The sequence below is a fragment of the Peribacillus muralis genome, assembly GCF_001439925.1.
Lineage (GTDB): Bacteria > Bacillota > Bacilli > Bacillales > DSM-1321 > Peribacillus > Peribacillus muralis.
In genome coordinates this window covers 1-17,214 of sequence record NZ_LMBV01000023.1, presented here as the reverse complement: position 1 = coordinate 17,214, position 17,214 = coordinate 1, and the positions used below count along the sequence as shown (strand labels likewise).

General features: G+C 43.0%; 18 protein-coding genes and 1 other annotated feature. All 18 genes read right to left on the bottom strand.

Annotated features, from left to right (window positions below; all coding sequences use genetic code 11):
* Nucleotides 1-79 precede the first annotated feature (79 nt).
* The 18 genes from secE to ASU00_RS19725 all read right to left on the bottom strand — a co-directional run bounded on the left by secE (nucleotide 80) and on the right by ASU00_RS19725 (nucleotide 16,890).
* Complete coding sequence (gene secE, locus ASU00_RS19810) at nucleotides 80-262, bottom strand: preprotein translocase subunit SecE (protein WP_057915204.1); 183 nt, start codon at nucleotides 260-262, stop codon at nucleotides 80-82.
* Between the two features lie 51 nt (nucleotides 263-313).
* Nucleotides 314-463 carry a 50S ribosomal protein L33 gene (gene rpmG / locus ASU00_RS19805; protein ID WP_057915203.1) on the bottom strand — a complete coding sequence of 50 codons (150 nt, stop codon included), beginning with the start codon at nucleotides 461-463 and terminating at the stop codon, nucleotides 314-316.
* A 202-nt stretch (nucleotides 464-665) separates the two neighbouring features.
* Nucleotides 666-1,298 (bottom strand): RNA polymerase sporulation sigma factor SigH, encoded by a 633-nt coding sequence (gene sigH / locus ASU00_RS19800; RefSeq protein WP_152983803.1) that lies wholly within the window; start codon nucleotides 1,296-1,298, stop codon nucleotides 666-668.
* Between the two features lie 85 nt (nucleotides 1,299-1,383).
* Nucleotides 1,384-1,893 carry an NYN domain-containing protein gene (locus ASU00_RS19795; RefSeq protein WP_057915201.1) on the bottom strand — a complete coding sequence of 170 codons (510 nt, stop codon included), beginning with the start codon at nucleotides 1,891-1,893 and terminating at the stop codon, nucleotides 1,384-1,386.
* A gap of 4 nt (nucleotides 1,894-1,897) precedes the next feature.
* Nucleotides 1,898-2,641 carry a 23S rRNA (guanosine(2251)-2'-O)-methyltransferase RlmB gene (rlmB, locus tag ASU00_RS19790; protein ID WP_057915200.1) on the bottom strand — a complete coding sequence of 248 codons (744 nt, stop codon included), beginning with the start codon at nucleotides 2,639-2,641 and terminating at the stop codon, nucleotides 1,898-1,900.
* Nucleotides 2,638-3,060, bottom strand: coding sequence for a Mini-ribonuclease 3 (locus ASU00_RS19785; protein ID WP_057915199.1), 423 nt, complete (start codon nucleotides 3,058-3,060; stop codon nucleotides 2,638-2,640). The genes rlmB and ASU00_RS19785 overlap by 4 nt, the downstream gene beginning before the upstream one ends.
* Nucleotides 3,061-3,063: 3 nt before the next feature.
* Nucleotides 3,064-4,461: a cysteine--tRNA ligase gene (gene cysS / locus ASU00_RS19780; protein ID WP_057915198.1), complete on the bottom strand. Its 1,398-nt coding sequence runs from the start codon at nucleotides 4,459-4,461 to the stop codon at nucleotides 3,064-3,066.
* Between the two features lies 1 nt (nucleotide 4,462).
* Nucleotides 4,463-5,113: a serine O-acetyltransferase gene (gene cysE, locus ASU00_RS19775; protein ID WP_057915197.1), complete on the bottom strand. Its 651-nt coding sequence runs from the start codon at nucleotides 5,111-5,113 to the stop codon at nucleotides 4,463-4,465.
* A gap of 83 nt (nucleotides 5,114-5,196) precedes the next feature.
* Nucleotides 5,197-5,446, bottom strand: a binding site (T-box leader).
* A 42-nt stretch (nucleotides 5,447-5,488) separates the two neighbouring features.
* Nucleotides 5,489-6,946 (bottom strand): glutamate--tRNA ligase, encoded by a 1,458-nt coding sequence (gene gltX, locus ASU00_RS19770; RefSeq protein ID WP_057915196.1) that lies wholly within the window; start codon nucleotides 6,944-6,946, stop codon nucleotides 5,489-5,491.
* Between the two features lie 90 nt (nucleotides 6,947-7,036).
* Nucleotides 7,037-7,516: a 2-C-methyl-D-erythritol 2,4-cyclodiphosphate synthase gene (ispF, locus tag ASU00_RS19765; protein ID WP_057915195.1), complete on the bottom strand. Its 480-nt coding sequence runs from the start codon at nucleotides 7,514-7,516 to the stop codon at nucleotides 7,037-7,039.
* Between the two features lie 14 nt (nucleotides 7,517-7,530).
* Nucleotides 7,531-8,214 carry a 2-C-methyl-D-erythritol 4-phosphate cytidylyltransferase gene (gene ispD, locus ASU00_RS19760; RefSeq protein WP_057915194.1) on the bottom strand — a complete coding sequence of 228 codons (684 nt, stop codon included), beginning with the start codon at nucleotides 8,212-8,214 and terminating at the stop codon, nucleotides 7,531-7,533.
* 21 nt (nucleotides 8,215-8,235) lie between these two features.
* Nucleotides 8,236-9,330 (bottom strand): PIN/TRAM domain-containing protein, encoded by a 1,095-nt coding sequence (locus tag ASU00_RS19755; protein WP_057915193.1) that lies wholly within the window; start codon nucleotides 9,328-9,330, stop codon nucleotides 8,236-8,238.
* A gap of 220 nt (nucleotides 9,331-9,550) precedes the next feature.
* Nucleotides 9,551-10,624: a DNA integrity scanning diadenylate cyclase DisA gene (disA, locus tag ASU00_RS19750; protein ID WP_057915192.1), complete on the bottom strand. Its 1,074-nt coding sequence runs from the start codon at nucleotides 10,622-10,624 to the stop codon at nucleotides 9,551-9,553.
* 2 nt (nucleotides 10,625-10,626) lie between these two features.
* Nucleotides 10,627-12,015, bottom strand: coding sequence for a DNA repair protein RadA (gene radA, locus ASU00_RS19745; RefSeq protein ID WP_057915191.1), 1,389 nt, complete (start codon nucleotides 12,013-12,015; stop codon nucleotides 10,627-10,629).
* Between the two features lie 195 nt (nucleotides 12,016-12,210).
* The gene (gene clpC / locus ASU00_RS19740; RefSeq protein ID WP_057915190.1) at nucleotides 12,211-14,652 is read right to left on the bottom strand and encodes an ATP-dependent protease ATP-binding subunit ClpC; all 2,442 of its coding nucleotides are present in this window, start codon (nucleotides 14,650-14,652) and stop codon (nucleotides 12,211-12,213) included.
* A 130-nt stretch (nucleotides 14,653-14,782) separates the two neighbouring features.
* Complete coding sequence (locus tag ASU00_RS19735; RefSeq protein WP_057915189.1) at nucleotides 14,783-15,859, bottom strand: protein arginine kinase; 1,077 nt, start codon at nucleotides 15,857-15,859, stop codon at nucleotides 14,783-14,785.
* The gene (locus ASU00_RS19730; RefSeq protein ID WP_057915188.1) at nucleotides 15,856-16,407 is read right to left on the bottom strand and encodes a UvrB/UvrC motif-containing protein; all 552 of its coding nucleotides are present in this window, start codon (nucleotides 16,405-16,407) and stop codon (nucleotides 15,856-15,858) included. The genes ASU00_RS19735 and ASU00_RS19730 overlap by 4 nt, the downstream gene beginning before the upstream one ends.
* A 21-nt stretch (nucleotides 16,408-16,428) precedes the next feature.
* Nucleotides 16,429-16,890 carry a CtsR family transcriptional regulator gene (locus ASU00_RS19725; RefSeq protein WP_057915187.1) on the bottom strand — a complete coding sequence of 154 codons (462 nt, stop codon included), beginning with the start codon at nucleotides 16,888-16,890 and terminating at the stop codon, nucleotides 16,429-16,431.
* Between the last annotated feature and the right edge of the window lie 324 nt (nucleotides 16,891-17,214).

Below are 17,214 nucleotides of genomic sequence, written 5' to 3'. Positions count from 1 at the left end.
ACAAATTAAAAAACCCGTTTCCGGGCTTTTCTGCTGACACATATTATTCTATCACTATTATACCTTATTTTCGAATCTCTTATTCAATAACTAGGCGAATTAATTCGGAAATGCCCATATCGACCACTGTAAAGAATAACGCCATAAATATTACAGTCGTTACTACCACGATTGTATATTTAGTCAGTTCCTTGCGTTTTGGCCAGCTTACTTTTTGCATTTCGCGAGCGACACCGCTGAAAAATTCGGTAAAACGTTTCATGAATGTATCCTCCAAGCATTAGAAGCTTCTGTCAATCTATTTATACAACATTTATTTCGTTTCTTTATGAATTGTATGTGCATTGCATGTACTGCAAAATTTCTTGATTTCCAGGCGTTCGCCGCTTGTCGATTGTTTGCTTTCATAACTGTAATTTCTTGAACCGCAATCCGTGCAGGCAAGAACGATTTTTTTCGGCATTAGATACACCTTTCCTATCTACTATATCCATCAAACCTTATCACGGCTGTCTTTTATTGTCAATATCAAAGCGGAATTCACACAGTAAGGACATCATTCGGGCGCAACTTCGGTTTCTGCCAACACTGTTAAAATACTTAGTGAAAAATAACTTTCCAAGTGGAGAAGGGACAGATGAAATTAAGCGGAAAAAGCGGAGGGATTATAAACTGATTTCCCTTACTTCCAAATAGCGCTCGAGCTTTCTTTTCACCCGCTGAAGGGCGTTGTCGATTGACTTAACATGCCTGTTCAACTCTTCTGAAATTTCTTGGTAGGTTTGTCCATCCAGGTAAAGAGCCAATACTTTTCTCTCAAGATCACTCAGGAGCTCGGCCATCTTCAATTCGATATCGTCAAACTCTTCTTGGTTGATAATCAGCTCTTCCGGGTCGAGAACCTTCGTACCCGATATAATATCCATAAGAGTTCGGTCCGATTCTTCATCGTAAATGGGCTTGTCCAGGGAAACATAGGAATTGAGCGGAATATGTTTTTGACGTGTTGCTGTTTTAATAGCTGTAATGATTTGCCTCGTAATGCATAGTTCTGCAAATGCTTTAAAGGAAGATAATTTATCGCCTTTAAAATCACGGACGGCTTTATACAGACCAATCATACCTTCTTGCACGATGTCTTCCTTATCTGCACCAATTAAGAAATAAGTCCTTGCCTTGGCTCTTACAAAATTACGATATTTTTGGATCAAATAATCCAGCGCCTCACTGTCACCAGTATGAACCAACCCTATCAATTCATCATCATCAAACTGCAGATATTTTTCGTTCAGCTTCATTCCGAATTTGAGACCCACATTATATCCCCCTGACCTGACTCAGATAGAAATATTATACAGCAGGTAAAATTTACCCGTCAATGGTTCAAATTTTCCCGCGGCGCCATTTTTCGAAAATTTCTGCCACTTCTTCGCTCAAAGGAATTTTGCCAGCCGGTTTTATCGTTGTTGTTTTTCTGACATCTTTCTTGATTTCCCCTTGGATTTCTTCCATTTCAATAAGCAGTTCACGAGCTGATTTCCTTAGAGCCCCTTGGCCAAAGATCACCCACTGCTCCGTGAAGTCAGAGGTGGCAACTTGAATCTGCGTTTTGACATTATTCAGCTCAATGGCCATCTTTTCTATTTTCTCATCAGCGGTTTCATTTTCTTTTGTAAAAATTACGTCAACCTTATGATTTTTGAAAATACGGGCAATTCCTTGAACATATTGGGCGTCGAATACGACAATTACCCGGGATCCGGTAAATGCCTGATATTCGGCCATCATTTCAATCAGCCTATCTCGTGCGGCAGCAAGATCCCGTTCTTTTAATTCTCTCAGTTCCGGCCAAGCCCCAATAATGTTATAACCGTCCACCAACAGAATATCCATCTGATTATTGTCCTAAAGGATTTCTTTTGCGATAGACCTCATACATCAATAAACCGGCTGCAACTGATGCATTTAACGAAGTTACTTGTCCAGCCATAGGCAAACGGATGAGGAAATCGCATTTTTCTTTCATTAACCGGGCCATCCCTTTTCCTTCACTTCCGATAACGAGTCCAATCGGCATCTTTCCATCCATGTTACGGTAATCATCGCTGCCTTTCGCATCTGTTCCGACAATCCAAACACCGCGCTCCTTCAACTCTTCCACCGCTCTTGCCAAATTGGTGACGCGGGCTACCGGGATATACTCAATTGCACCTGTTGAAGCTTTCGCCACGGTTGCCGTTAAGCCCACCGCTCTTCTTTTTGGAATGATGATTCCATGAGCCCCGACTGCATCTGCCGTTCTCATGATCGAACCTAAATTATGCGGATCTTCGACTTCATCAAGAATCATGAAAAAAGGTGCTTCGTCCCGCTCTGCCGCTTTTGCGAATAAGTCATCCAATTCCACATATTCATAAGCCGCAACTTGTGCGACAACACCTTGATGGATGCCTTCTACCATTTGGTCAATTTTTTTCTTCGGAACGATTTGCATAAATACCTTCTTTTCCTTCGCCAACCCGATTAAAGGCTGCATCGATCCTTTTTGCGACCCCTCCGCTATCCAAATTTTATTAATATCCCGTTCGGAGCGAAGAGCTTCCAAAACGGGGTTCCTGCCAATGATATATTCTTCACTCATGGATTACGCCCCTTTTCTTCTTCAATGTATTCAATAGAATTTTTTATGAGTTCTTCCATTCTTTCAATTCGGCCTGACAGATACAAATAGCCGATCAGTGCCTCGAAGGCTGTACTGTAGCGATACGTTTGCACATCCGTGTTTTTCGGGACGGTACCTGATTTTGCATTTCGGCCCCGCCGAACGACAGCAGATTCCTCTTCCGATAACCAATTTGACTCCAAGAAAAAATGGATGATTTTGTTTTGTGCTTTAGCCGCTACAAATGATGTAGCTTTCTTGTGCAGCAGATTAGGTTTGACCGCTCCGTTTTGAATGAGGTGATGCCGGATATACGTCTCGTATACGGCATCACCTATATAAGCCAAAGCAAGGCTGTTCAACATTTTTGCATCTATCTTACTATCGTAATGAAGCATTCCTTACCCTCTTTTCCATCTTGTACCTTGAGGGGTATCCTCTAATATGATGTTCATGCTTTTCAAGCGATCACGAATTTCATCAGATAACCCAAAGTTGCGGTCTTTACGCGCTTGAATTCTTTGCTGAATCAATCCTTCGATTTCTTCATCCAGCAGCCCCTCCTCTTCCAGGGAAAGACCTAGGACAGAAAATAAGGTATTGAATTTTTCAAGGAAAGCATCGATGACTTCCTTATGTGTATTTTTCTCCATCATGTAATAATTTGCTTGTTTGGACAGTTCAAAAAGGATGGAAATGGCATTGGCTGTATTGAAGTCATCGTCCATTTCAACAATGAATTGTTCGTGTAATTCATCAACCTTCACGAGCCAAGCTTCATTGTTTTCTGTTAGTCCGTCGCTAGCTTGCAGACGATGCTTTAAGTTTTGGTAAGATGTCTTCAGTCGATCAAGGGCTGCCTTGACATTTTCCAGCACTTCTTCACTATAATTGATCGGATGGCGATAATGTACCGATAACATGAAGAACCGTAACACTTGTGGATCATGATGCTTGATAATGTCATGAACAAGAACGAAATTCCCTAATGATTTAGACATCTTTTCATTATCAATATTTATATACCCATTATGCATCCAATAATTCGCAAAGGTCTTGCCTGTTAATGCTTCAGATTGGGCAATTTCATTTTCATGATGCGGGAAGGCAAGGTCTTGACCTCCTGCATGAATATCGATTGTGTCGCCCAAATACTTCCTGACCATTGCGGAGCATTCGATATGCCAGCCTGGACGCCCCTTACCCCATGGACTCTCCCAAGAAATTTCACCGTCTTTGGCCGCTTTCCACAAGGCGAAATCAAGGGCATCTTGTTTTTTCTCGCCAATTTCTATACGGGCCCCGACTCTTAACTCATCGATGGACTGATGCGACAGTTTGCCATAGCCATCAAATTTCCGAGTCCGGAAATACACGTCCCCTTCGGATTCATACGCGAATCCTTTTTCAATCAGTGTCGAGATGAATTCAATGATAGCATCCATGTTCTCGATTACGGTAGGATGGGCATCCGCCTTTTTGCAACCTAGTGCAGATACATCTTCGAAATAAGCCTCGATGAAGCGCTTCGATATGGTTGGGACATCTTCCCCCAATTCCTTTGCCGCGCGAATAAGCTTATCGTCAACATCCGTAAAATTGGAAACGAACTGAACGTCATATCCACGGTAATCCAAATACCTACGCACGGTATCAAATACGATTGCCGGTCTGGCATTGCCAATATGGATGTAATTATAGACAGTTGGCCCACATACGTACATCTTCACCTTGCCTTCCTCCATCGGGATGAAGGTTTCTTTTTTTCTGGTAGCCGTGTTATATATTTTGATTGTCATATTATAAACTCCTTTCTTCCTGCTTTTGCTCAGCCAATTTCGCTTTGAGAAACCTGATTTCACTATCCAATTCCTTAAAACGGTCGGCAATCGGATCAGGAAGATCACAATGATTTAGGTCTTTTTTGATTTTGATGCCATCTTGAATGACTACTTTGCCTGGAATGCCCACCACTGTTGAATTAGGCGGAACTTCCTTTAAAACGACCGATCCGGCACCGATTTTCGAGTTCTCCCCAATAGTAATCGAACCCAGCACCTTTGCTCCTGTTGCAATCAACACGTTATCCTTAATTGTCGGATGACGTTTTCCCTTTTCCTTTCCTGTCCCACCAAGGGTTACACCTTGAAAGACAGATACATTGTCACCAATCTCACACGTTTCGCCGATGACAATCCCCATTCCATGATCGATGAAGAAGCGTCGGCCGATAGTAGCTCCAGGATGGATTTCAATCCCGGTAAAAAAACGGCTGATTTGGGATATGCTTCTCGCCAGGAAAAAAAACTTCTTCTTAAATAGGGCGTGTGCCATCCGATGGCTCCAAATAGCATGTAAACCGGCATAAGTCAAAATGACCTCCAGATAGCTGCGCGCAGCAGGGTCTTGATCAAAAACCACTTCGATATCCTCTTTAAACACCTTAAACAAAATGATTCCCCCCTATGTTCCGTACTTTTCCTGCATCCCCTTTTAGCTTTTTAAGCAAATAAAAAAGCGTCTCTGTCGAAATAGACAGAGACGCTTCAAGCGCGGTTCCACTCTGTTTGGCATGTACGAAGCAGGTAAATACTAACCCTGTTTTTTTCATCCCCAACTTTAATCCCTGTAACGGAGGACATTCCGCCTGTGCCTACTATAGGTTAGTTCAGCAAAGGACTCAAGGGTGCATTTCAGAAAACGAGGGGCTTAAACCACTTTCAGCAGGTTATGGTTCTCTCTAAAAAGCTTCGTTTCCTTACTTCTCCCTATCTACGCGTTCTTTTGTAAGATTATTAAATACTATATTACATTTTTGACTAATTGTTAATATAAAATACTCTGAAGCCGCTGTTTAATTTTTTCCTTGCCCAATAACGAAATCGCCTTTGGCAAGTCAGGACCATGTGTTTGACCGGTGACGGCCGCCCTGATTGGCATGAATAATTTTTTCCCTTTATGGCCTGTGCTTTTTTGAACCGCTTTAATCGACTTCTTGATTTCATCGGCATTAAATTGTTCCAGACCTTCGATTTCCTGAAGGAAAGCTTGCATGACCTCCGGCACTTGTTCCTCGGCCAGCACTTCCTTCGCTTCCGCTTCGAACTCGACCTCATCTTTGAAAAACAGTTGCGAAAGCTCTACGATTTCCGCTCCATAGCTCATCTGCTCTTGATAAAGGGATACAAGGCCATGTACCCACTCTTTCTCACTTGCCGACAGCGTTTTGGAAACCTTCCCAGCTTTAATCAAATGAGGCATTGACAATTCCACTGCAGAATCGACGTCCAATTGCTTCACATATTGGTTATTCATCCATGTAAGCTTTTGCTTATCGAAAAGTGCAGGTGATTTACTCAATCGCTCAGCATCGAAAAGATTAATGAATTCTTCCTTCGTGAAGATTTCATCCTCCCCGACTGGAGACCATCCAAGTAATGTGATGAAATTGAATAAAGCTTCAGGCAAGTAACCCAGTTCTTCATATTGCTCAATGAATTGAATGATCGATTCATCCCGTTTACTCAGTTTCTTCCTGCTTTCGTTCACTATCAGTGTCATATGACCGAAAACCGGCGGCTCCCAGCCGAATGCCTGATAGATCATCATCTGCTTTGGAGTATTGGAGATATGATCGTCCCCGCGCAGCACATGGGATATCTTCATTAAGTGATCATCGACCGCTACTGCGAAGTTATAAGTTGGAATGCCATCCTTCTTCACGATGACAAAATCACCAAAACCATCCGTTTCAAACGAAACATCATCCTTGACCATATCCTTGAAAGTAAGGACTTCCCCAGCCGGAACGGCAAAACGGATGCTCGGTTTTCTTCCTTCAGCAGCTAGTTTCGCTTGCTCTTCCTCGGTTAAATGCTTGCACTTGCCTGAATATTTTGGTGTTTCATTGCGCTCGACCTGTCCTTCACGCTCTGCTTCAAGCTCTTCTTCCGTGCAATAGCATTTATAAGCCAATTCCTTATCCAAAAGCTCCTGATAAAACGTTTGATAAAGGTCATTCCTCTCAGACTGACGATATGGGCCGTATTCTCCGCCAACATCCACACCTTCATCCCAGTCCATGCCAAGCCATTTTAAATATTGAAGCTGGCTTTCCTCGCCGCCTTCGATATTTCTCTTTTGGTCGGTATCTTCAATACGAATGATGAATTTCCCGCCTTTATTTCGTGCATATAAATAATTGAATAAAGCCGTCCGTGCATTCCCTATATGTAAATGTCCAGTCGGACTCGGTGCATAGCGAACTCGAATATCGCTGCTCATGATATAAATAGACCTCCCAGTCATTCTTTTCTATTGTTCATTTTATCATTTATGGATGATTGGATAAAGGCATCGACTCTAAAAACGAAATCAGTTCGTTTTCATCAATAAGACAACAGCCTGTGCCGCAATCCCTTCGCTTCTGCCTGTAAATCCAAGTTTCTCAGTAGTGGTCGCCTTTACATTGATCTTATCTATTGAAGAGTCCAGAAGTTCCGCTATCCTGACCCGCATTGCCTCTATATGAGGAGCCATTTTTGGGCTTTGGGCAATAATTGTACAGTCGGCATTGCCTAATGCATATCCTTCTTTTTTTACAAGTGCCCATACATGGCGCAGCAATTTTGCCGAATCGGCATCTTTGAATTCCGGATCTGTATCCGGGAAGTGCTTACCGATATCCCCAGCACCAATCGCCCCTAAGCAAGCATCGGCAACCGTATGCAAAAGAACATCTGCATCGGAATGGCCTAACAGCCCTTTCTCATATGGAATCGTAATGCCGCCAATAATCAGAGGCCTTCCCTCAACAAGCTGATGAACGTCATATCCTTGTCCAATTCGAAACATATCATTATCTCCAATCATTTTCTTTTTTGTTTATGTAAAATCGCTTCTGCAAAATAAAGGTCTTCCTGAGTCGTAATTTTAATATTATCATAATTGCCCTCAATAATAACTACCTGTTCATTGATCCGTTCTAGCAAACTTGCATCGTCCGTCCCCAAAAATGCTTCTGCATCCGCCTGTTCATGTGCCCGCTTCAATATGGATAGACGAAAAGCTTGTGGAGTTTGTACCGCCCACAAGCTTGATCGTTCCACCGTTTCCAATATCTTATTATCGGTCGCTTTTTTAATCGTATCTTTAACAGGGACGGCAATGACAGATCCGCCATGAAGGGAAGCCGCTAATGTCAATTCACCGATTTGCTTTTGATCGATAAAAGGGCGGGCCCCGTCGTGTACTAGTACGATCTCTTCTCCTGCATGCTGCAACCCATTATAAACGCTTTGTTGACGCTCCTTGCCACCAATGACGAGTTTCTTGACCTTCTTAAACTCATACATGGCTATCATCTGATTAAAATAATCCTTTTCAGCCGGGTTTATCGAAAGGATGATTTGCCGGCAGTCCGGATCTTCTTCAAAGACACGAAGCGTGTATACAATAATCGGGATGCCTGATAGTTCAATAAACAGTTTATTCTTGCCAGCCTTCATTCTTTTCCCTTGTCCAGCCGCAGGTATCACTACATCATAAAACATAACGGTTTCTCCTACTCTTCTTTATAATGCTTTTTCTAATAGTTTCGGTTTAGCGAATATCATTCGGCCTGCAGATGTTTGCAGTACACTTGTGACAAGAACATCGATGCGTTTTCCGATATGGTCACGTCCGCCCTCGACAACGATCATCGTCCCATCATCCAAATAGGCAATGCCTTGGTTTTGCTCTTTCCCGTCCTTAATGACTTGAACATTCATCTCTTCGCCGGGAAGTACAACCGGTTTAACGGCGTTGGCCAGATCATTGATATTAAGAACCGCCACATTTTGAAACTCGCATACTTTGTTTAAATTGAAATCATTCGTCACGACCATTCCGCCTGAAATCTTGGCAAGCTTCACCAGCTTGCTGTCCACTTCCTGAATGTCCTCAAAGTCACCCTCGTACATTTCAACTTTAATCGGAAGGTCTTTCTGAATCCGGTTCAGTATATCCAAGCCACGTCTGCCGCGATTCCTTTTCAAGGCATCTGAAGAATCAGCAATATGCTGCAGTTCATTCAATACGAATTGCGGGATGACAATCGTGCCCTCCAGAAAGCCTGTCTGACAGATATCCGCAATCCTGCCATCAATGATGACGCTTGTATCGAGAATCTTTAGCCGCTTGCTATCCCCTTCTTCATCCTCATTTACTTCACCGTCGGGATTCTTTTTCTTATTATTTTTCGTGAATAAATTCAATAGCTCATCGCGCTTTTTAAAGCCGACCTGGAAACCAAGATAACCAAACAAAAGCGTAAGGATGATCGGAACCACCGTATTTAAAATGGGAACGCCGATGGCACTGAAGGCGTATCCAACCAAGAACGCCGCGAGCAGTCCGACCAAAAGGCCGACACTGCCAAAAATGATGTCCGTAATTGGTATCTTAACAAGCTGTTCCTCCAGCCACTTCATAAAATAGATCACATGATCTACTGCCCAAAAAGTAATAAGATAAAAGATAATGGCACCCAACAGTACACTTACATAAGGATTGTTTAATAAAGCAATATCATCTGCATGTAAAACAACTAATAATTCTGGAATGAGTATCATACCAAGAGTTCCGCCGACTATTAAGAAGCATGCTTGTATAATGCGTTTTAACATCCCTTTCACCTCCCTCTACTCATTATTGACCAATTAAAAAAAATGAAACCTTCAAAAATCCGTTTTCATTATATACGTGAAATTCACTTAAGGAATTCATGGATGCACCAATATGACTATTCTTTTTTTCGTAATATTAGCCTAGCACCCTAGGTTTTGAGTGTCAAAAATAAGCGCCAATCAATTTCAAGCTAAAATAGGAAAATTTTGAAGCTGCGCTTTACATCCTTCTATTTGTAACCAGCTGGTTTTTTAAAATGCGCAGGCCCTCTTTAATTTTATTGGCACGGACTTCCCCAATGCCCTCAACATCGTCAAGGTCTTCAACGGACGCTTTGTTGACTTCACTAAAGCTTTCGAACCGGTTCACTAAATTTTCGATGATCAATACCGGCAAGCGCGGGATTTTATGGAGGATCCGATAGCCGCGGGGATGTACGGCCTCATCAAGGTGTATATATCCATGATAGCCAAGAATCTTCAGAAGGATGGTTTCATCCAGTTTTTCCTGCATCGCCAGTTCTTGAAGCCGATTAATGATTTCCTCAGGTTTTTCATCATTTCGGGAGGTATAATCCTTGATGAGCCATTTCCCCTCCATTTCAATATCCGCCAGGATTTCATTCATCTGCAGTCGGATCAATCGTCCTTCCGTGCCAAGCTCATTCAGGTAAGTAAGTAGCTCCGCCTTAATCCTGAGAACCATTACATAACGGTGAAATACTTGCAAAAGATCGGCATAGGTCACGATTTCCTCAAACTCGAGCGCCCCCAATACCGAGATGCTCTGCTGTAGGACCACCTTATATTTTTCCAACGTTTGAATGGCCAAATTGGCTTTAGCGAGTATGACTCCTATATCTTTGAGGGCATAACGGAAATTCCCTTGATATAATGTGATGACATTCCGTCGTTGGGAAATTGCAATGATCAACGACTTGGTCTCCCTTGCTACACGTTCCGCTGTACGGTGCCTCATTCCCGTTTCAGTCGAAGGTGTGCTATTATCGGGCACTAACTGGGCATTGGCGAAGATGATCGTATTCGCTGTTTCATTTAAAATGATGGCTCCATCCATCTTCGCCAGCTCATACAATGTGCTTGGGGTACAGTTACAGTTGATTTGAAAGCCGCCATCCACGATCATTCGCACCTTCTCGTTATATCCAACGACTATCAAGCCTCCCGTATTGGCCCTCAAAACATTTTCAATACCTTCCCGAAGCGGGGTACCCGGAGCTACAATTTGCAAAATCTCCAGCTTTGTTTTCTCATACCCTTTTTTATCTGTCATACTTAACCCCCTAACGAATGTTTAAGAGCCTCCGATACCGATGAAACGCCAACTATTTTAATTCCCTTGGGCGCGGTCCATCCCCCTATATTATTAGCAGGTATGATCACCCGCTCGAATCCAAGTTTTGCTGCTTCCTGAACTCTTTGTTCAATTCGTGACACCCTTCTTACTTCACCCGTCAGTCCCACTTCACCTATGATGCAATCGGTAGGGTTTGTTGGTTTATCACGGAAGCTGGAGGCAATGCTTATTGCGACAGCGAGGTCGATTGCAGGTTCATCCAGCTTGACACCGCCAGCCACCTTTAAATAGGCATCTTGATTTTGCAGCAGCAAGCCGACCCTTTTCTCCAGGACAGCCATGAGCAGCGAAACACGATTATGGTCGATTCCTGTCGCCATTCGCCTTGGATTTCCAAAACTCGTAGGTGAAATCAATGCTTGAATTTCGACGAGCACCGGCCTTGTTCCTTCCATTGAGGCGACGACAGTAGAGCCTGAAGCCCCTTGTGACCTTTCCTCAAGGAAAATCTCCGATGGATTCGCCACTTCCTCCAAGCCATGTTCCTTCATTTCAAAAATCCCCATCTCATTCGTCGAACCAAAACGGTTTTTGACCGCCCGGATAATTCGATATGTATGGTGTCTTTCTCCTTCAAAATATAAAACGGTGTCAACCATATGCTCAAGCAATCGCGGGCCTGCAATTGCCCCTTCCTTTGTTACGTGGCCGACGATAAAGATCGCAACCCCGTTCGTTTTAGCGATGCGCATCAGTGAGGCTGTGCACTCCCGCACTTGTGAAACACTTCCCGGTGCTGATGTAACCTCCGAATGGTACACCGTTTGAATGGAATCAATGATGACCAAATCCGGTTTTACTTCTGCGATCGCCTGTTGAATATAATCCATATCCGTTTCCGAATACACGAATAAATTGTCCGACATCGTTCCAAGCCGATCCGCCCGCAATTTAGTTTGCTTGACTGATTCTTCCCCTGATATATACAGCACTTTTTTCTGCTTATGCGCTAATTGGGAAGATACCTGTAGAAGCAGGGTGGATTTACCGATACCCGGATCGCCTCCAATCAAAACAAGTGAACCCTGGACGATCCCGCCGCCAAGGGCACGATTCAGCTCCATTAAGTCCGTCTTGATCCGTGGTTCTTTTTCAGACTGGATAGTCGTTATCGGTGCTGCCTTTTCACGTTCTCCGGAACCTCTAACCTCCGAGTGGGTAAAGGCACCTTTACGGGCAGGTTTCACGATTTCAGTTTCCTCGACCATCTTGTTCCATTCTCCGCAGCCTGGGCATTTCCCCATCCATTTCGCAGATTCATAACCGCAAGACTGACACATAAATTTTGTTTTCTTCTTTACTGCCATAATAACTCCTCTTCCTTTTTTGAAAATGCCTATAGTAAGGATATTACATCTTAGTTCATTTAATCCTTCTCGACGTTAAGTTTTTTAAAAAAACACCCTTAATGCCCTGTCCTTTTATGCTCATTTCTACCTATGGATAAAAAACAGAGGTACACGGCAAAAATATCTGCGTGTACCTCGGAGTTAGGAATCAGGTTATTCACTTACGTTGACAGGCTCGCCTTGGCGGATCGCAAATTCATTATTTACAACATCCATCACGACCGTTTGCCCTTTTTTCACGTTACCTTTAAGCAACTCTTCAGATAGGTAATCCTCTACATGCTTTTGAAGCGCCCTGCGGATCGGCCGTGCCCCATATTCGGGATCGAAGCCTTCCGTAGCGATTTTTTCCCTGGCGGCATCAGTTAGCTCCAAGTAGATTTCCTGCTCTTTCAAGCGAGTCGTCAATTGGTTGGACATTAATGTCACGATTTGTTTTAAGTGATCCTTTTCTAATGAGTGGAACACGATCGTTTCATCAATACGATTGAGGAATTCCGGACGGAACGCACGTTTAAGTTCCTCCATCACTTTCCCTTTCATATTTTTGTAATCCTGACCCGTATCCTGGATATTAAAGCCAACATACTTATCAATTTTTAAGGCTGATGCGCCTACATTCGATGTCATGATTAGAATGGTGTTCCTGAAATCTACAGTACGCCCCTTCGAATCTGTCAGCCTTCCGTCTTCCAATACTTGCAGGAGGATATTGAAGACATCGGGATGTGCCTTTTCGATTTCATCAAGCAGAACGACGGAATATGGTTTCCTCCGCACTTTTTCCGTTAATTGTCCGCCTTCTTCGTATCCCACATATCCTGGAGGGGATCCAACAAGACGTGAAGTCGAATGCTTCTCCATATACTCGGACATGTCAATGCGGATCATGGCGTCTTCATCACCAAAGATGGATTCAGCCAAGGCACGGGCAAGCTCGGTTTTACCTACCCCTGTAGGCCCCAAGAAGATGAAAGAACCAATTGGACGTTTAGGATCCTTCAAGCCCGCTCTAGCACGGCGTACTGCTTTAGAAACCGCAATGACAGCTTCTTCTTGCCCAATCACGCGGTCATGGAGGATTGATTCCATATTCAGCAGTTTGTCGGACTCTGTCTGTGCCAGTTTCGTGACTGGAACTCCCGTCCAGCTGGATACAACATGGGCAATATCATCCACAGTCACTTCACTGTTCTCTTGCCCTTGTTTTTCTTTCCAGGTCTTCTTCGTTTCTTCCAATTGTTCTCTTAAGCGTTGTTCCGTATCACGAAGGGAAGCGGCTTTTTCGAATTCCTGGCTCTGAACGGAAGCATCCTTTTCCTTCCGGACATCATCCAGCTTCACTTCAAGTTCCTTTAAGTTTGGCGGCGTTGTATATGAGCGCAGGCGAACCTTGGACCCAGCTTCATCAATCAAGTCAATCGCTTTATCCGGTAAAAAGCGATCGGAAATGTAACGATCCGATAACTTGACTGCTGCATCAATCGCTTCATCCGTAATCGATACGCGGTGATGGGCTTCATAACGGTCACGCAGCCCCTTGAGGATTTGTATCGATTCTTCCATCGTCGGTTCGTCAACTTGGATTGGCTGGAAACGTCGTTCAAGCGCAGCATCCTTTTCAATATATTTACGGTACTCATCTAAAGTGGTAGCACCGATACATTGTAATTCACCACGGGCCAATGATGGTTTAAGGATATTGGAGGCATCGATGGCACCCTCTGCCCCGCCTGCACCGATCAATGTATGCAATTCATCGATGAATAAAATGATATTGCCAGCCTGGCGAATTTCATCCATTACTTTTTTCAACCGGTCCTCGAACTCGCCCCGGTATTTTGTACCAGCCACAACAGTACCCATATCGAGTGTCATTACGCGTTTATCACGCAGAATTTCTGGTACCTCATTATTGATGATCTGTTGGGCAAGACCTTCAGCGATGGCTGTTTTACCTACCCCAGGTTCCCCAATTAATACTGGGTTGTTTTTTGTACGGCGGCTTAATACCTCTATGACACGCTGTATTTCCTTACTTCTGCCAATTACGGGATCGAGGCTTCCTTCCCGTGCGATCGCCGTTAAATCACGGGCAAGGCCATCCAGAGTTGGCGTACTTGCATTTGAAGCAGCTGAACCTTGATGACCACCTGATTCATTGCTGCCTAAAAGTTGCAATACTTGTTGACGGGCCTTGTTCAGGCTTACTCCGAGATTATTCAATACGCGGGCTGCCACGCCTTCGCCTTCTCTAATCAAACCGAGCAGTACATGCTCTGTCCCAACATAAGAGTGACCTAATTTTCTTGCCTCATCCATGGAAAGCTCAATCACTTTCTTCGCTCTTGGGGTATAATGTATCGTTTGAGCCGTATCCTGGCCACGGCCAATCAAATTCTCTACTTCTTTCTGTATTTTATCAGGACCCAAGCCGAGCGCAAATAACGCTTTGGCTGCAATGCCATCTCCTTCTCGGACCAAGCCTAGTAAAATATGTTCCGTTCCAATATTGTTATGACCTAAACGGATTGCCTCTTCTTGTGCTAATGCTAATACTTTCTGGGCTCTTTCAGTAAAACGACCAAACATCATAGGGAATTCCTCCTTAAGAATTTTTCGTTTTTTGAATCAAATGGCTGATATTTCTCTAAGTAATGGCAGGGGCTACTTCTTCCCCACATCTATTACAGGCATATAGATACTCACTCTAAGGTCGATGACCTCATGAGGAGGTAGATTCCGTGAAATTCAAGCGTTCTCGAATAAGTGCTGCCCGACGGATATCCCTTTCGTGGGATTTTAATGGTCCACCTGCGTATTTTTGTAAAAACCCCGGCTGTGTCAAAATCATCAATTCATTAAGGATGCTTTTGGAAATATCTTTTATATACCCAAGATCAATCCCTAACCTAACATCGGATATACAGGTAGCCGCTTCCTTTGTCTCAATAATGCGAGCATTGGATAGTATCCCATGTGAACGGAAAATTCTATCTTCTAATTGTATGTGAGAGGTCCTCACTAATGCATCCCTTGCCGATCGTTCCTGGGCAATGATTTGTTGCACTACACTTGTTAAATCTTCTACGATATCCCTTTCCGACTTTCCAAGTGTAATTTGATTCGAGATTTGAAAAATATTCCCTAATGCTTGACTGCCCTCTCCATAAATGCCTCGAACCACAAGGCCCAATTGATTGATGGCCGGTATGATGTTATTCATCTGCTGTGTAAGCACAAGGCCCGGCAGATGCATCATAACGGAAGCTCTTAATCCTGTTCCCACATTTGTTGGACAGCTAGTTAGGTACCCTCTTTCCTCATCATATGCATAGTCTATGGATTCTTCAATCCAATCGTCAAGAACATTTGCAATCTTTAAGGTTTCCTTCAACTGCAGCCCCGACATTAAACACTGAATTCGGAGATGATCCTCCTCATTAATCATGATACTAATTTCTTCATTTTCCGAAAGAAGGCAAGCACTCTTTGCAGATTCCTCGACTAAGTGAGGACTTATTAAATGCTTTTCAACGAGAACCCGTTTCTCCAATGGCTGTAATTGATCAATTTCAAGCAATTCCAGCTTACCAATCTCAGGTGTTACTTCCTCTTCAATTCTTTTTTTAACCAATTCAATGATTTTTTTTGCTTCATCACTAGAAAAGGAGGTTGGAAAGGTGAAGTCTTCGAAGTTCCTGGCCAAACGAATTCTGGAACTCAATACAATATCGATTTCCGGCCCTTCAGCACTCATCCAGGAGCTCAAGGCGTTTTCTACAAACTTTTCCAAGCTCATGACTCCTCGCCCCCCTCTAGCGCTTCATACCTTTTTTCAAGGGAACGAACCTTATCCCTAACCTCTGCCGCTTTCTCGAATTCTTCTTGATTAATGTGGGTCTTTAACATCTCTTTTAAATCCAATATTTGCTTTCTTAAATATATCGTGCCGCCAATCCTCTTCGGAATTTTCCCTATATGTGCAGTATTGCCACTATGAACCCTCTTAAGAATTGGGTTTAGCTGTTCATTGAACGTTTTATAACATTCAGCACAGCCAAACTTTCCAACATGGACAAATTCTTTATAGGACCGGTGACAATGCGGGCACCGCCTCTCCTCCGTTTTAGGAAATGCATTTGCCTTTGTTTGTTGAATATTCGACTCCATATTCAACAATCCTGCTAATAAATTATTTATTGAAAAACCAGGCCCTCCTGCATCCATGAAAATATCACCTTTTTCCTGAGCACATTTCTCACAAATCATGACTTCAGTTTTTTTTCCGTTAATGATTTTTGTGAATTGTAGAGTAGCAGGCCTTTGATGACATTCTTGGCAAATCATCGTTCATCACCTCTGCCAGTTTCATTTATATTTTAAAGTCGTAAGCATCGCAGTTAAAATTCTTGATCTAAGCTCATCACGGTCGGGCAGATCGATATAAATAACCGATCTATCGATGACACTCATCATAATTTTTGCTTCTCTCTCATTAATGACTTCCTCATTCATCAACCGGGAAATCACCCCTTCAGCCATGGATTGGGATACCCTCGTACCAACAAGCGATAATAATTGGTTAATAAGATGCACGTAATCCTGCGACTCCACCTTCATGATGCGTATATATCCGCCACCGCCGCGCTTACTCTCTACAACGTAGCCTCGCTCGATGGTAAACCGCGTGTTGATTACGTAATTGATTTGAGAAGGAACACATTGAAATTTATCTGCTATTTCACTTCTTTTAATCTCTAAGATATCTTTTTGACTTATTTCCAGTACTTGCTTCAAATAAGTTTCGATAACATCAGATATATTTCTCACTCAGCCTCCTCCAATCTGACTTTGACTATATTTGACTATTATTATACAAGGAAAAAAGCAATTTGCAAACTAAACGCATCCTCTTTCTCCATTATCCATTTTCTCCAAATTATATGTAATTACATACCCACTTGAACATGAAAGTTAAAATTTCTAACATAAATACCCTAAAAAAGGTATTATAAAACCAAATTTCATTCTAATTCATATTATTTCAACCAACACAAAAAAACCAGCCGTATGGCTGATCTTTAAATTGCTTGGCGACGTCCTACTCTCACAGGGGGAGACCCCCAACTACCATCGGCGCTGAAGAGCTTAACT

Excerpts from the sequence above, each read along its gene's own strand:
- clpC (WP_057915190.1), bottom strand. The coding sequence starts at position 14,652 with ATGATGTTTGGTCGTTTTACTGAAAGAGCCCAGAAAGTATTAGCATTA.
- ispF (WP_057915195.1), bottom strand. The coding sequence starts at position 7,516 with ATGTTTCGAATTGGACAAGGATATGACGTTCATCAGCTTGTTGAGGGA.
- sigH (WP_152983803.1), bottom strand. The coding sequence starts at position 1,298 with ATGAAGCTGAACGAAAAATATCTGCAGTTTGATGATGATGAATTGATA.
- ASU00_RS19785 (WP_057915199.1), bottom strand. The coding sequence starts at position 3,060 with ATGCTTCATTACGATAGTAAGATAGATGCAAAAATGTTGAACAGCCTT.
- secE (WP_057915204.1), bottom strand. The coding sequence starts at position 262 with ATGAAACGTTTTACCGAATTTTTCAGCGGTGTCGCTCGCGAAATGCAA.
- ispD (WP_057915194.1), bottom strand. The coding sequence starts at position 8,214 with ATGTTTTATGATGTAGTGATACCTGCGGCTGGACAAGGGAAAAGAATG.
- cysS (WP_057915198.1), bottom strand. The coding sequence starts at position 4,461 with ATGACAATCAAAATATATAACACGGCTACCAGAAAAAAAGAAACCTTC.
- ASU00_RS19730 (WP_057915188.1), bottom strand. The coding sequence starts at position 16,407 with ATGATTTGCCAAGAATGTCATCAAAGGCCTGCTACTCTACAATTCACA.
- gltX (WP_057915196.1), bottom strand. The coding sequence starts at position 6,946 with ATGAGCAGCGATATTCGAGTTCGCTATGCACCGAGTCCGACTGGACAT.
- ASU00_RS19755 (WP_057915193.1), bottom strand. The coding sequence starts at position 9,330 with ATGTTAAAACGCATTATACAAGCATGCTTCTTAATAGTCGGCGGAACT.
- rpmG (WP_057915203.1), bottom strand. The coding sequence starts at position 463 with ATGCCGAAAAAAATCGTTCTTGCCTGCACGGATTGCGGTTCAAGAAAT.
- rlmB (WP_057915200.1), bottom strand. The coding sequence starts at position 2,641 with ATGAGTGAAGAATATATCATTGGCAGGAACCCCGTTTTGGAAGCTCTT.
- ASU00_RS19735 (WP_057915189.1), bottom strand. The coding sequence starts at position 15,859 with ATGAGCTTGGAAAAGTTTGTAGAAAACGCCTTGAGCTCCTGGATGAGT.
- disA (WP_057915192.1), bottom strand. The coding sequence starts at position 10,624 with ATGACAGATAAAAAAGGGTATGAGAAAACAAAGCTGGAGATTTTGCAA.
- radA (WP_057915191.1), bottom strand. The coding sequence starts at position 12,015 with ATGGCAGTAAAGAAGAAAACAAAATTTATGTGTCAGTCTTGCGGTTAT.
- ASU00_RS19795 (WP_057915201.1), bottom strand. The coding sequence starts at position 1,893 with ATGGATATTCTGTTGGTGGACGGTTATAACATTATTGGGGCTTGGCCG.